Raw genomic sequence first — 13,013 nt, 5'->3', positions numbered from 1 at the left:
TTTGGTTATGGCATGAAAGAGACCCTGAACCTGCGCCAGATCGAGGCCTTCAAGGCGGTGGTGGAACATGGCACCGTGAGCCAGGCCGCCATCGTGCTGGGCGTGTCGCAGCCCGCCGTCAGCAAGCTGCTGGCGCACCTGGAAGCCGACACCGGCCTGACGCTGTTCGACCGCGTGCGCGGCAAGCTCGCGCTGACCGCGCGCGGCATGCGGCTGTACCAGGAGATCGAGCGAGTCTTCAGCGGCCTGCGCCAGGTCGAGCAGGCGGTCGATTCGATCCGCCGCGACGAGCAGCGCACGCTGACCGTCGGCGTGCTGCCGGCGCTGTCGGGCGCCTTCATCCGCCGCGCCACCATGCAGTTCCTGGCGCGCCATCCCGACGTGCGGGTGTCGATCCAGATCCGCGGCTCGCTGTTCCTGGCCGACTGGCTGGCCACCCGCCACATCGACGTGGCGCTGGTCGGCAGCCGCGTCGACAACCCGTACATCGAGCGCGAGGCGCTGTTCCGCTATCCGCTGGTGTGCGCCATGGCGGTCAACCACGAACTGACGCGCAAGCGCGTGATCCGGCCGCGCGACCTGGACGGGCTGCCGTTCGTGTCGTTCGGCGCCGACAGCCAGACGCAGGAGCTGGTGCGGCAGGCGTTCGACGGCGCCGGCGCCAATCTCAACGTGGTGGTGGACACCAGCACGGCGCCGACGGTGTGCGAATTCGTGGCCGCCGGCCTGGGGGTTTCCTTGATTCATCCGCTGTTCGCCGAAGGGTTCCTGAACCGCCTGGTGCTGCGGCGGTTCGATCCGGAGTTGAATTTCCATTTCCAGCTGTGCCGCACGCAGGCATCGCGCAACGCGGCATTGGTCGAGACCTTCATCCAGGAGGCGCGCGACGTCGCCGCGCAGATCTCCCGGGAAGTGCTCAAGGGCCAGTGAGCCCGCCGCGCATGGGGCGCCGGCCCGCCCGGCTCAAGGCGCCTTGAGCGTGGTCAGCTCGGTCACGGGCGGCTGCAGGTTCAGCGCGCCCTTGAGCGCGTAGCCGTAGTTCACGCGGTCGCCGTGCACCCACACCTGCTTCAGGCCGAACAGCGGGACCGCGCAGACGTCGTCATGGATCTTGGCTTGCGCCTCCTTCCACAAGGCCAGCTGGCGCGCCGGATCGGGTTCGACGCGGGCCTGGCGGATGGCGTCGTCGGCCACCGAGCAATGCGAGAAGTTCGACATGGCGGCCGGCGCGCCGATGGCCGCGGCCGAGTCGTAGAACTCGGTCAGGTAGGTATCGGCGTTGGGAAAGCGCGCCGCGCCGTAGAACACCAGGCCGCTCAGGTCCTGGCGGCTCTTGGCCTGGTAGGTGGCGTGGTCCACCACTTCCATGTTGAGCTTGATGCCGGCCTTGGCCAGCTGCGCCTGCACGATCTCCATGATGGGCTGCTGCGCCGAGATGTTCGAGACGATCGACTTGATCTCGATGCCATTCGGGAAGCCGGCCTCGGCCAGCAGCTTGCGGGCGCGTTCCGGGTCATAGGCGTAGCCGCCGGCGCCGCAGTCCTGGCCCAGGTAGCCGTTGGGCACCACCGAGCAGCCCTTTTCGGCCACGTCCTTGCCGGCGTAGCGCACGATCTCGTCGACGTTGATGGCGGCAGCCACCGCCTGGCGCACCTTGAGGTTGTCGAGCGGCTTGATGTTGCGGTTCAGGTGCAGCGTGCGGAATTCGGCCGGCTCGAAGATGTCGACCTGCATGCCGCGCTTGGCCGAACGCTCGACCCAGCGCTGCTCGCGCTTGCCCTGCATCACGTCGATCTCGTTGGAGGTGAAGGCCAGTTCGCGCGCGCTGTCCGACGGGATCATGCGGTACATGATGCCGGCCAGCTTCGGCTTGCCGCGGAAGTAGGCGTCGTTGGCCACCAGCTTCACGTACTGCTGCGTGATGTGCTCGCCGAACGCGAACGGGCCGGTGCCCACGGGCGCGGCGCCGAACTTGTCGCCCAGCTTCTCGGCCGCCTTCTTGCTGACGATGTTGCCGCCGTGATAATTCGACACCCGGCCCAGGAAGGCCGCGTCCGGATACTTGAGCGTGAAGCGCACGGTGTAGTCGTCGACCGCCTCGACCTTGTCGATGAGGGCGAAGGTGGCGGCAAAGCTCGACCGGTTGGGATCGGCCGCGCGCTGGATCGAATACACCACGTCCTCGGCCTTGAGCTCGCCGTAGCCGGCATGGAACTGCACGCCGTGGCGCAGGTGGAAGGTCCACGTCTTGCTGTCGGGCGAGGCCTCCCAGCGCTCGGCCAGGTCCGGCTCCAGCGCCTTGGGGTCGGCGCTGCCGGCCGGGAAGCGCACCAGCGCATCGAACATCTGCGCGGCCACGCCCTTGTCGGCGGTTGAAGTGGCGCGATGCGGATCCAGCGTGGCGTTGTCGGCGGCGCCCGAACTGATGCGCAGCATCGGCCGCTCCTGGGCGAAGGCCGGGGCGCCGAGCCCGGCGCTACAGGCCGCGAACAGCGCGGCGGCGAAGACGAAAGTGGTGGCAGGACGGTTCATGACTTCCCTTGTGTGCCGCGCGTCGGCGGCTTTGGTCATCTGCAGTCAGAGGTACGGCTTGCTGGCAGACTAGAAGCGGGAGAACATGGCGTCAAAGTCCTTTAAGTCCTTGACCTATTCCACAGGGTTATATCCTGGCCTTGCGCCGTCTCGCATGCCCGGGAACCGCGGGCGCGGCTAGTGGTTACTACTGATACCGGGAAAAACCGCGATTTCAGGGAAAACACCAACGCCCGACGGCGCCGCAAAGCCCCTTCGGCGCGGACGGTCTTGCTTGACGCTTCCCGGCCAGTGACCGTATTCTTATTTGAACGATCATTCCATATAGCACGCCATGCGTACCAAGGATTTCGAACCCGACGAGGTCGCCGACGCCGCCATGCAGGTGTTCTGGAAGCGCGGCTATGCCGCCACGTCCGTGCAGGACCTCGTCGACGGCACGGGGCTGGGCCGCGGCAGCCTCTACAACGCCTTCGGCAGCAAGCAGGGCCTGTATGAAGCGGCGCTGCGGCGCTACCACGCGCTGACCGCCACCAACCTCGACCTGCTGGCGCGGCCCGGCAACGCGCGCGAGCGCATCGGCCGCCTGCTGGACTTCATCGCCGACGACGAACTGCGCGAGGCCAGTCGGCGCGGCTGCCTGGTGGCCAATGCCTCGCTGGAAATGGCGGGGCAGGACGAAGTGGTGGCCGAACTGGTGCGGCGCAATTTCCAGCGGCTGGAGAAAGCGCTGGAGCAGATCCTGGCCGAGGGCCAGGCCAGCGGCGACATCGATGCCAACAAATCGCCGCGCGCGCTGGCCCGCTTCATCGTCACCACCATCCAGGGCCTGCGGGTGGTCGCCAAGGGCAGCAATGCCCGCGAACGCCGCCAGTGGCTGGGCGACGTGATCTCGGTTGCATTGGGCGCGATCTAGCGGTCATGCCCTGTCTTTTTCCCAACGCCGCCTGGATCTCCCGGCGCCTTTTTTTTCGACTTCTTCTGGAACGATCGTTCCAATTTATGTTCAATCGGAGTTCCGCATGAGTTTCACCCCTCCCCTGCCTGCCGGCGCCCGTTCCCACGACAGCGCCGACGGCTTGCCGCTGGGCAAGCTGCTGGCCCTGGCGCTGGCCGGTTTCATCACCATCATGACCGAGACCGTGCCCGCCGGCCTGCTGCCGCAGATCGGCCAGGGCCTGGGCGTCTCCGAGGCCCTGGCCGGGCAGCTGGTGACCTTGTTCGCGGCCGGCTCGGTGCTGGCGGCGATTCCCATCATCGCCGCCACCCGCAGCTGGAACCGCCGGCCGCTGCTGCTGCTGGCGATCGCCTGCCTGTGCGTTTTCAATGTGGTCACCGCGCTGTCGACCCACTACGCGCTGACGCTGGCGGCGCGCTTCGTCGGCGGCATGGCGGCGGGCCTGTTGTGGGGCCTGCTGGCCGGTTATGCGCGCCGCATGGTGGCGTCGCGCCAGCAGGGCCGCGCGCTGGCGGTGGTGGGCGCGGGCCAGCCGCTGGCCCTGTGCATCGGCGTGCCCGCCGGCGCCTGGCTCGGCAGCCTGATGGATTGGCGCGGCGTGTTCTGGCTGATGGCCGCCGTATCGCTGACGCTGGTCATCTGGGTCCGCATGGCCGTGCCCGACTTCGCCGGCCAGGCCGCGCGCCAGCGCCAGCCGATCGCGCGCACCTTCCTGCTGCCGGGCATCCGCCCGATCCTGTTCGTGCTGTTCACCTGGATCCTGGCGCACAACGTGCTCTACACCTACATCGCGCCCTATCTGATCCACCTGGGCAAGCCGGCCTCGGTCGATCTGGTGTTGCTGGTGTTCGGCGCCAGCGCGGTCGCCGGCCTGTGGCTCACCGGCATGCTCGTGGACCGGCGCCTGCGCCTGCTGACGCTGCTTTCACTGGCGCTGTTCGCGCTGACCGCCTGCGCGCTGGGCCTGGCCGGCGGCAGCCCGACGGTGCTGTTGGCGGGCGTGGCGCTGTGGGGCCTGAGCTTTGGCGGCGCGCCGACGCTGTTGCAGACCGCCCTGGCCGACACCGCCGGCGAGCATGCCGACGTGGCGCAGTCGATGCTGGTGACGATCTTCAACCTAGGCATCGCCTGCGGCGGCATGCTCGGCGGCGCCCTGCTGGACACCGCCGGCGCCGGCTCCTTCGCCTGGACGGTGGCCGCGCTGGCCGCGATCGCGCTGCTGGCCGCATGGCGGGCGCGCGAGCACGGCTTGCGCCCCGGTCACCGGCCGTAGCGTCCGGCCAGCGCCGCCAGCGCCGCGAGCATGCAGGCCGCGGCGGCCAGCAGCGTGGCGGGCAGGCCCCAGTGATCGACGCTGGCGCCGCCCGCCAGCGCTCCCAGCGCGATGGCCAGGTTGAACACGCCGACAAACAGCGACGTCGCCGCTTCGACCGCGCCGCGCGCGGCCTGCATCATCCAGGTCTGCAGCGCGACCGACACGCCGCCGTACGACAGCCCCCACAGCAACAGCAAGGCCGCGGCGGCGCCGCGCATGTCGCCCAGCCAGGGCAGCAGCGCCAGGGTCGCCAACAGGCCCGACACGATCGCCAGCAACGTCACGCGCAGGCGCCGCGCCGCCGCGCCGCCCGCCAGGAAATTGCCGGCGATGCCGGCCACGCCGTAGGCGAACAGCAGCGGGCCGATCCAGTCGGCCGCGAACCCCGCCATCGTCTGCAGCACGGGCCGCACGAAGGTATAGGCCATGAAATGCCCCGCCACCAGGAACAGGGTGATGAACAGCCCGCGCCGCAGCCCCGGATTGCGCCACTGATCCGCCAGCTGGCGCGCCGTGACCGACTGCGCCACCGGCAGCGGCGGCAAGGCCAGCGCGGCCAACAACAGCACCGCCGCGCTCAGCGCCGCCATCGCGCCGAAGGCGCTGCGCCAGCCCGCCAGATTGCCGATCAGCGCGCCCAGCGGCACCCCCAGCACCGAGGCCACGGCCACGCCGCCGAAGATGACGGCAGTAGCCAGGCCGATCGACGCGGCGGGCACCAGCCGGCCCGCCAGGCCGCCGGCCACCGCCCAGATGCCGCCGATGCAGACGCCGACCAGCACCCGCGCGGCCAGGAACGCCGCCATGCCCGGCGCCAGCGCGCTGCCCAGGTTGGCAAGGGCCAGCAACAACAGCAGGCCGCAGAGGATGCGGCGCCGGTCGATGCCGCGCGCGCCGATCACCACCAGCGGCGCGCACAGCGCGGCCAGCAGGCCCGGCACCACCATCAGCCAGCCGACGCGGCCCACCGACACGTCCAGGCTGGCGGCGATGGGCACCAGCAACCCCACCGGCAACATCTCGGTGGTGACGACGCAGAAGGTCGCCAGGCCGGCCGCCAGCACGCCGGCCCAGGCGGCGCGGGGCGATTCGCCGCGCGCGGCGGCCGGATTGAGGGAAATACCGCGGGTCATCGAAAGCCTCTCGCCAAACAGGAACAGGAAAAACGCCGGACGGGCGCTCGCGCCAGGCCGCCCGGCGGCACTGGCCAGGCCAGTCTACTGATTCCATTTCGCTGATAAAGTAGGCCATCAATGAAACACAAGGGACGAATCGTCGCCAATCCGGCGCAGGATTGCACCCCCCCCCTCAGGAGCCGTTCCATGACGCCGCCCGCCCCTGTCACCGGCATCGACCACATCGGCGACGTGATCGCCTTCATCCGCGTCGCCGACGCGCAGAGCTTCACGCTGGCCTCGGAACGCCTGGGGCTGTCGCGCTCGGCCATCGGCAAGTGCATCGCGCGACTCGAACAGGGCCTGGGCACGCGGCTGCTGCATCGCAGTACCCGCAGCGTCAGCCTGAGCGACGAAGGCCGGCTGTTCTACGAACACGCGCAGCGCATCGTGGCCGAGGTCGACAACGCCACCGGCGCCATGGCCAGCCGCCACCAGGCGCCGCGCGGCCGCCTGCGCATCGACCTGCCGGTGGCGCTGGGCCGCCTGCACATCCTGCCGCTGCTAGCCGACTACCTGCGGCAATGGCCCGAGGTCGAGGCCGACATCAGCTTCACCGATGACTACACCGACCTGGTGCGCGATGGCATCGACGTCGCCATCCGCATCGGCGGCGAGGCCGACAGCCGGCTGGTGCGGCGCGTGCTGGCGCCGCACCGTCTCATCACCTGCGCCGCGCCCGCCTATCTGGACCGCCACGGCGCCCCCGCCTCGCCCGACGAGCTGGCGCGCCACCAGACGCTGGCCTTCAGCCACATGGGCGCGCCGGTGCCGTGGCGCTACGCTGGCCAGGGCCAGGACCGCAGCATCGCCGTCGCCGGCCGCCTGCGCCTGGGCCATACCGAAGCGCTGCGCGACGCTGCGCTGGCCGGCATGGGCATCGTGCAACTGGGCGCCTTCCTGGTGGGCGACGACCTGCGGCACGGCCGCCTGGTGGCGCTGCTCGAGGCCTACGCCCCGCCCGGCGCGCCGGTGTGCGCCGTGTATCCGCACCGCCGCCACCTGGCGCCCAAGGTGCGCCACCTGATCGACGGCATCGCCGCGCGCTGGGCCGCCGCGCCGCCTTGGGGCGCGTAGGGATCAGCCCAAATTGAATCAGCTATGATGATGATCAGTATCGTTTATTCCGATGCAAATGCCCGTGTCCCGCAGCCTGCCTAGCATAGCGCGGCACCCGGCGCGGCCGCCCGCCCCGCCTGCCTGACCCGCATCACCCATCCCGGAGTTTTTCTTGAGCGCCATCTATCATTTCAGCCGCGGCACCGCGCCGCTGCTGATCTCCATCCCCCACCTCGGCAGCCAGATCCCCGACGCCCAGCGCGCCCGGATGACGACCGCCGGCCAGCAGTCCGGGGACACCGACTGGCACCTGGATACGCTGTACCAGTTCGCCGATGCGCTGGGCGCGTCCGTGCTCGGCGCCCGCTATTCGCGCTACGTGGTCGACCTGAACCGCTCGCCCGACGACGAAAGCCTGTATCCCGGCCAGACCAAGACCGGCCTGTGCCCGGCCCACACCTTCCGCGGCGAGCCGCTCTACCTGAACAGCGCGGCGCTCACCGACGATGAGCGCGCCCACCGGCTGCATACCTACTGGCAGCCCTATCACGACAAGCTGCGCGAAGAGCTCGACCGCATCCGCGCCGAGCACGGCACGGTGCTGCTGTGGGAAGCGCACTCGATCGCCAGCGTGCTGCCGCGCCTGTTCGAAGGCAAGCTGCCGGACCTGAACATCGGCACCGCCGACGGCGCCAGCTGCGCGCCCGACATCCTCGAGGCCATCGCCGAGCGCCTGCCCGACTGCGGCTACTCCACGGCCGTCAACGGCCGCTTCAAGGGCGGCTACATCACGCGCCACTATGGCTCGCCGGCCGATGACATCCACGCGGTGCAGCTGGAAATGTGCCAGTCCACCTACATGGACGAGACCTACCCCTACGGCTACCAGGCCAACGCCGCCGCCAAGGTCATTCCGGTAGTGGAAGGCATGGTGCGCGCCGCGCTGGCGCAGACGCTGGCCCGCAAGCGCTGATCCCGCGCCCGCCCCGACCGCGCCGATGAACCGCCTGCCCTACCGCGACGCGGACCCCTACCCGGACTGGAGCCTGCTGTTGGCCTGGGTGGCGGTGGTGCAGGCGGCATCGGTGTCCGGCGCGGCCCGCCTGCTGGGCCTGTCGCAGGCGGCGGTATCACAACGCATCAAGCAGCTCGAGGCCGCGCTGTCCACCGAACTGCTGGACCGCAGCACGCGCCCGGCGCGCCCCACGCCTGCCGGCGATCTGCTGTTCGAGCATGCCTCGCGGCTGCTGGCGCAAGCCGGCGACATGACCGAAAGCGTGCGCAACCTGAGCCGCGCGCGGCGCAACATCGTGCGCTTCGGCTGCGTCGACTCGTTCGCCGGCACGCTCGGCCCGACCCTGATCCACGGCCTGTCCGGCGCTTCGCGCCAGATCCGGCTATGGTCCGGCATCACGCCGGTGCTGGACAAACAACTGGAAGAGCGCCAGCTCGACCTGGTGATCAGCACCAGCGCCACCGCCGATCCGCCGGCCATCCGCAAGCTCGGCCTGTTCAGCGAGCCCTACCTGCTGGTGCTGCCGCGCGCCATGGCGCCGGACGACATCGGTTCGCTGGCGCAGCTGGGGCGCCGCCGCCAGTTCATCCGCTACAGCGCGCGCTCGCACATCGGCGCCGCTATCGACCGGCTGCTGGAATCGCGCGGCGTCTTCATCGAACGCAGCTTCGAATTCGACAACACCGATCCGCTGCTCAGCCTGGTCACGGCTGGCCTGGGCTTTGCCATCAGCACGCCGCTGTGCATCTGGCAGTCGCGCCATTTCATCGGCCAGCTAAGGGTGCTGCCGCTGGCGCCCTACCTGGACAAGACCCGCGCCGACGACCCCGACCTGGCGCGCGCGTTCTATCTGGCGGCGCGGCCGCAGGAAGCCGGCAAGCTGCCGGCCGAGGCCCGCAACGTGATCCTGGTGGCCGTCGAGCAGCTGATGCAGCACGACATCGCGCCGGCGCTGGACCTGCCGCCGGCCTCGCTGTGGCGCAGCCTGCGGCGCTGAGGCCCGCGCCGGCCGCGGACCCGCGGCATCACGACACCGCGCCCTGCCCATACTTGCCCGTCAACAGCGCGCCGCGCCCGAAGCGTTCCAGCGCATAGGGCGCCAGCGGCACATCCGTCTCCAGCCCCAGCGCCTCCTGCGCCAGCACCCGCCCAACCGCGGGCGACAGCTTGAAGCCGTGGCCGGAAAAGCCGAATCCCGCCACCAGGCCCTCCACGCCGTCGATGCGGCCCAGCACCGGATTCCAGTCCGGCGTCACGTCGTACACGCCGGTCCAGGACGACGCCAGGCCGGCCTCGGCATATGCCGGAAAGCGCGCCGCCACCTGCTCGCCGACGCCGGCCACGTAGTCCAGCGCGATGTCGCCCTGCTCCGCCTCGCCCGCCGGCAGCTTTTCACCGACCGTGCCCTCGCTGACCAGCATCTGGCTGCCGCCGTAGCTGCGGCAATACAGCATGCCGGGCGAGGCCAGGTCCTTGTAGACCGGCATCGAATAGCCGTAGGGCGCCGCCGCGCATTCCAGGGCCAGCACGGCGTGGCGCTCGGGCGCCAGCGGCATCGCCACGCCGGTCCACGCCGCCAGTTCGGCGGTCCAGATGTTCTGGGTGCTGACGACCATGCCGCAGGCGTAGTCGCCCTCGGAGGTGACCACGCCGGTCACGCGCGCGCCTTGCCGCAGCAGGCCGCACACGGCGACGTTCTCGCGGATCGTCACGCCGCGCCGGCGGGCGGCGCGCGCGAAACTGGTGGCGACCAGATAGGCGTCGGCAAAGCCGGCCTCGGGCTCGAAGCCGATCAGCGCCGCGTCGTGGAAATCGGCGATCGGCAGCAGTTCGCGCGCCTGCGCCGCGTCCAGCCGCTGCACCGGAATGCCCTGCGCCTGCTGCTGCGCCAGCGCCTCGTCCAGCGGCGCGCGCTTGTCGTCGTCGGCCGCGGCGATCAGATAGCCGCAACGGACCAGGCCGCTGGCCGCGTCCTCGTCGCCGACATAGGCGGCGAAATCGGTGAAGGCGCCCCACGAGCGCCGCGCCAGCTCGACGTTCTCGCGCACCGAATAATGGGTGCGCAGGATGCCCGAGGACTGCGCCGTGGTGCCGGCGCCGATGGTGGCGCGGTCCAGCACCAGCACGCTTTTCGCGCCCAGGGCCGCTAGGTGGAAGGCGACCGAACTGCCCACCACGCCCGCGCCGATCACAATCACGTCATAACGTTTCACGCGCACACTCCCCATGGATGAATGGCGGCAGTGTGACGCCGGCCGCGGCCGGCGGCCGTTATATCAGCGCGACGAATACTGAATAAAAGCGCGACCTCAGATGTCCTCGGTGTAGCGCTCGACCCGGATATGGAAGTTGTCGATCCGGTCCCATTGGGCGCGCGACGACACCAGCGTTTCCTCGGAGCCGAAGGCGATCATGTATTCGTGCCCGGTGCGCGGGTCGCGCCAGAAATGCGGCGGCGCATCCCAGCCACAGCAGCGAAAGTGCAGCGGCTCGAGACCGAAACGCTGGCGCAGATAGCGTTCGACGCCGGCGGCGTCGGCCCCATCGAGGCGATAACGCGCCACCAGCGGCTTGCCCTGCCCCCATTCCTGGCGGCAGCCCAGGTATTCGATGGCGTCGGGCTTGTCCCCCAGCGCGGCCAGGAAATCCTCGCAGCCGGGCGTGGGCGCGGCCTGCGCCTGCGCCGCGGCAGATGGCAGCAACAACACCGCCGGCAGCAGCAGGGTTCGCAACCAGCGGGCCAGGGCCATCATGCGCGCTCCGTCTTCTGTGCCAGCCGCCAGCGCATCAGGTCATCCGCGCCCGGTCCGGCTTCCACCCGCAGGTCCTGGTGCCCGACGCGAGCGCCGGTGCCTTCCTCGACCAGTCCCAGCTCGACGCGCCGGCCGGTCCGCGCGTTCATGAAGCGCAGCGGCGGCCCGCCTTCCGGCTGCCATTGGTCGCCGACCTGGGCCAGCGCCTGCAGCACCAGGGCGATGTCGCGGCCCCTGGCGGTGGGCAGGTATTCATGGCGGTCGGGGCCGCTCTGGTACAGGCGGCGCTCGATCAGCCCGTTCTGTTCCAGCTGCCTGAGCCGGTCGGCCAGCGTCGCGTTGGCGATGCCGGTGGAGCGGCGCAGGTCGTCGTAGCGCCGCAGGCCGAGCACCAGGTCGCGCAGGATCAGCATGGCCCAGCGGTCGCCGACGGCATCGAGCACCGTGGCGATGGAGCAGACCATTCCTTCAAAACTCTTGGAGCGCATGGATTCCCTTTGCCGTGCCGCCGGAGCGCGGCCACCGCAGTATCGCAGCCGCGCGGACAACGCTCAAGCGTCCATGCCACGGCCTTGGCTTTACAACTTCAATGATTGAAGTCAATAATTATATCGACTGACAGCCGTCGCCCTTTTCCCGCCCAGGCCGCCCTTGCCGGCGGCCTTCGTCCCTCTCCCAAAAGGAACCCCGCCATGCCGCTCTGGAACATCTATCACCCGCAGGACGCCTTCTCCGACGAGGACAAGCAGGCCATCGCCGAACGCATCACCGCGCTCTACACCGACCTGCCGAAGTTCTATGTCGGGCTGGTGTTCCATCCCGTGTCCAGGTCCTCGTTCTTCATCGGCGGCGAACGCGCCGACGACTTCGTGCGCATCTCGGTCGACCATATCGCCCGCCAGATCCACGAGGACGAGACCCGGCGCAGGTTCCTGGCCGCGGTCGGCCGGCTGCTGGCCCCCTATGTCGCGGACCGCGGGCTGCGCTGGGAAATCCATATCGATGAAACGCCGTTCGGGCTGTGGACCATCCAGGACATGCGCCCGCCGGTGCCCGGGACGCCGCAAAGCGAACAGTGGCGCGCGGACAACCGGCCGACCGTGCCGGCCGCGGCGGCCTGACGGTGCTGGCCGTGTCGGCCTGACCGCGCCGCCCGCCGCCCGTCGCCCGTCACATAACCACAACCGCGCTAACGCGCGGCCCCGGCCGCTTCGCGCCATGACGCCGTGGCGCCGCGCCCTTCCTCGGCCAGGAATTCCACCAGCGCCGGCAGCGACGCATCCATCGGCCGATTGGCGTGGATGCGCATCACATAGCCCCACGACCCTGGCATGCGCAGGCCCGGCGTCAGCGCCACCAGCCGGCCGCTGGCCAGTTCCTCGTCGATCAGCGGCGCGCGCCCCAGGGCGATGCCGACGCCCGCCGCGGCGGCCGCCACCACCGTGCTCAGGCCGCTCAGCACCAGCGGGTCCTGACCCGCGCTTTCCGGCAGGCCCAGCCGCGGACGCCAGGTGCGCCAGTCGGTCTCGGGGCTGTCGATGTGCTTTTCCTCGAGCCAGCGATGGCGCGTGAAGACGGCCGGATCGTCGCGCTCGCCCGGCGCGACCAGCGCCGGGCTGCACACCGGCACCACGGTCTCGGTCATCAGCGGGATGTCGCCCGGCGCGGCCAGGTGCGGGCCCAGGCCGCGCACGTGCAGGAACGCCAGATCGATGTCCTGCGCCTTCCAGGCCGGATCCTGGCTGGCGTGCAGGAACACCTGGATGTCGATATCCGGATGCAATTCGATGAAGCGCCCGATGCGTGGCGCCAGCCACAACGCCGCCAGCGAAGGGTTGGCCGACACGTTCAGGTTGTAGCGCCGCTTGCCGCGGGCGCTGGCCCGGGCATTGCGGCACGCGGTCTCCAACAGGGTCAAGGCCTGTTGTACGGAAGCCAGCAATGCGGCGCCGGCCTCGGTGGTTTCCGCGCGGCGCACCGTGCCGCCCCGCCGCAACAGGCTCACGCCCAGGTCGGCCTCCAGCGCGCGCAGCTGATGGCTGACGGCGCTCTTGGTGACATTGAGCTCGGCGGCGGCGCGGCTGAGGCTGCCCAGGCGGGCGACCGCCTCGAAGGCGCGCAGCGCCGCCAGCGGCGGCATGTGGGTGGGCAAAGTCGACATAGGGTTGAGTTTATCTCAACCCATGATTGAATAACTATCGCTATC

At 70.0% G+C, this 13,013-nt stretch carries 13 protein-coding genes; 7 read left to right on the top strand and 6 right to left on the bottom strand.

The window, feature by feature from the left end; genetic code table 11:
• Positions 1–12 precede the first annotated feature (12 nt).
• Positions 13–930 carry a LysR substrate-binding domain-containing protein gene (locus tag AC1HFW_RS04905; RefSeq protein WP_006394307.1) on the top strand — a complete coding sequence of 306 codons (918 nt, stop codon included), beginning with the start codon at positions 13–15 and terminating at the stop codon, positions 928–930.
• A 33-nt stretch (positions 931–963) separates the two neighbouring features.
• On the opposite strand, the gene AC1HFW_RS04900 is transcribed toward AC1HFW_RS04905, so the two are convergent.
• The gene (locus AC1HFW_RS04900; RefSeq protein WP_241070244.1) at positions 964–2,532 is read right to left on the bottom strand and encodes an ABC transporter substrate-binding protein; all 1,569 of its coding nucleotides are present in this window, start codon (positions 2,530–2,532) and stop codon (positions 964–966) included.
• A gap of 334 nt (positions 2,533–2,866) precedes the next feature.
• Between AC1HFW_RS04900 and AC1HFW_RS04895 the strand changes: the two genes are divergently transcribed.
• On the top strand, positions 2,867–3,448 hold the full coding sequence (locus AC1HFW_RS04895) for a TetR/AcrR family transcriptional regulator (protein ID WP_479282073.1): 582 nt from the start codon (positions 2,867–2,869) through the stop codon (positions 3,446–3,448).
• Positions 3,449–3,554: 106 nt separating this feature from the next.
• Positions 3,555–4,763 carry an MFS transporter gene (locus tag AC1HFW_RS04890; RefSeq protein WP_479282071.1) on the top strand — a complete coding sequence of 403 codons (1,209 nt, stop codon included), beginning with the start codon at positions 3,555–3,557 and terminating at the stop codon, positions 4,761–4,763.
• Here the strand turns inward: AC1HFW_RS04890 and AC1HFW_RS04885 are convergent.
• On the bottom strand, positions 4,751–5,938 hold the full coding sequence (locus AC1HFW_RS04885) for an MFS transporter (protein ID WP_479282069.1): 1,188 nt from the start codon (positions 5,936–5,938) through the stop codon (positions 4,751–4,753). The genes AC1HFW_RS04890 and AC1HFW_RS04885 overlap by 13 nt on opposite strands.
• A gap of 189 nt (positions 5,939–6,127) precedes the next feature.
• Here AC1HFW_RS04885 and AC1HFW_RS04880 point away from each other — a divergent pair, with 189 nt between their 5' ends.
• From AC1HFW_RS04880 to AC1HFW_RS04870, 3 genes are all read left to right on the top strand, one after another.
• Positions 6,128–7,057 carry a LysR family transcriptional regulator gene (locus AC1HFW_RS04880; RefSeq protein ID WP_479282067.1) on the top strand — a complete coding sequence of 310 codons (930 nt, stop codon included), beginning with the start codon at positions 6,128–6,130 and terminating at the stop codon, positions 7,055–7,057.
• Positions 7,058–7,211: 154 nt separating this feature from the next.
• Positions 7,212–8,012 carry an N-formylglutamate deformylase gene (hutG, locus tag AC1HFW_RS04875; RefSeq protein ID WP_006394300.1) on the top strand — a complete coding sequence of 267 codons (801 nt, stop codon included), beginning with the start codon at positions 7,212–7,214 and terminating at the stop codon, positions 8,010–8,012.
• Positions 8,013–8,037: 25 nt separating this feature from the next.
• A complete protein-coding gene (locus tag AC1HFW_RS04870) occupies positions 8,038–9,051 on the top strand; it encodes a LysR family transcriptional regulator (protein ID WP_479282065.1) in 1,014 nt (337 codons plus the stop codon).
• Positions 9,052–9,079: 28 nt separating this feature from the next.
• On the opposite strand, the gene AC1HFW_RS04865 is transcribed toward AC1HFW_RS04870, so the two are convergent.
• The 3 genes from AC1HFW_RS04865 to AC1HFW_RS04855 all read right to left on the bottom strand — a co-directional run bounded on the left by AC1HFW_RS04865 (position 9,080) and on the right by AC1HFW_RS04855 (position 11,271).
• Positions 9,080–10,267: an NAD(P)/FAD-dependent oxidoreductase gene (locus AC1HFW_RS04865; RefSeq protein ID WP_479282063.1), complete on the bottom strand. Its 1,188-nt coding sequence runs from the start codon at positions 10,265–10,267 to the stop codon at positions 9,080–9,082.
• 96 nt (positions 10,268–10,363) lie between these two features.
• Positions 10,364–10,807: a DUF4952 domain-containing protein gene (locus tag AC1HFW_RS04860; RefSeq protein WP_479282061.1), complete on the bottom strand. Its 444-nt coding sequence runs from the start codon at positions 10,805–10,807 to the stop codon at positions 10,364–10,366.
• Positions 10,804–11,271 (bottom strand): winged helix-turn-helix transcriptional regulator, encoded by a 468-nt coding sequence (locus tag AC1HFW_RS04855; RefSeq protein ID WP_006394296.1) that lies wholly within the window; start codon positions 11,269–11,271, stop codon positions 10,804–10,806. Before AC1HFW_RS04855 ends, AC1HFW_RS04860 begins: the two co-directional genes overlap by 4 nt.
• A gap of 228 nt (positions 11,272–11,499) precedes the next feature.
• On the opposite strand from AC1HFW_RS04855, the gene AC1HFW_RS04850 reads away from it, so the two are divergent.
• A complete protein-coding gene (locus AC1HFW_RS04850; RefSeq protein WP_479282059.1) occupies positions 11,500–11,928 on the top strand; it encodes a tautomerase family protein in 429 nt (142 codons plus the stop codon).
• Positions 11,929–11,996: 68 nt separating this feature from the next.
• Here the strand turns inward: AC1HFW_RS04850 and AC1HFW_RS04845 are convergent, their stop codons facing one another.
• The gene (locus tag AC1HFW_RS04845) at positions 11,997–12,968 is read right to left on the bottom strand and encodes a LysR substrate-binding domain-containing protein (RefSeq protein ID WP_061071627.1); all 972 of its coding nucleotides are present in this window, start codon (positions 12,966–12,968) and stop codon (positions 11,997–11,999) included.
• Positions 12,969–13,013 lie beyond the last annotated feature (45 nt).

Source organism: Achromobacter sp. ISS7, from assembly GCF_056523125.1.
This window is presented reverse-complemented; position numbering and strand designations above follow the sequence as displayed.

Coding starts and splice junctions, on each gene's coding strand:
- AC1HFW_RS04870 (WP_479282065.1), top strand. CDS start 8,038: ATGAACCGCCTGCCCTACCGCGACGCGGACCCCTACCCGGACTGGAGC.
- AC1HFW_RS04855 (WP_006394296.1), bottom strand. CDS start 11,271: ATGGTCTGCTCCATCGCCACGGTGCTCGATGCCGTCGGCGACCGCTGG.
- AC1HFW_RS04895 (WP_479282073.1), top strand. CDS start 2,867: ATGCGTACCAAGGATTTCGAACCCGACGAGGTCGCCGACGCCGCCATG.
- AC1HFW_RS04850 (WP_479282059.1), top strand. CDS start 11,500: ATGCCGCTCTGGAACATCTATCACCCGCAGGACGCCTTCTCCGACGAG.
- AC1HFW_RS04880 (WP_479282067.1), top strand. CDS start 6,128: ATGACGCCGCCCGCCCCTGTCACCGGCATCGACCACATCGGCGACGTG.
- AC1HFW_RS04905 (WP_006394307.1), top strand. CDS start 13: ATGAAAGAGACCCTGAACCTGCGCCAGATCGAGGCCTTCAAGGCGGTG.
- AC1HFW_RS04860 (WP_479282061.1), bottom strand. CDS start 10,807: ATGATGGCCCTGGCCCGCTGGTTGCGAACCCTGCTGCTGCCGGCGGTG.
- AC1HFW_RS04890 (WP_479282071.1), top strand. CDS start 3,555: ATGAGTTTCACCCCTCCCCTGCCTGCCGGCGCCCGTTCCCACGACAGC.
- AC1HFW_RS04885 (WP_479282069.1), bottom strand. CDS start 5,938: ATGACCCGCGGTATTTCCCTCAATCCGGCCGCCGCGCGCGGCGAATCG.
- AC1HFW_RS04900 (WP_241070244.1), bottom strand. CDS start 2,532: ATGAACCGTCCTGCCACCACTTTCGTCTTCGCCGCCGCGCTGTTCGCG.
- AC1HFW_RS04845 (WP_061071627.1), bottom strand. CDS start 12,968: ATGTCGACTTTGCCCACCCACATGCCGCCGCTGGCGGCGCTGCGCGCC.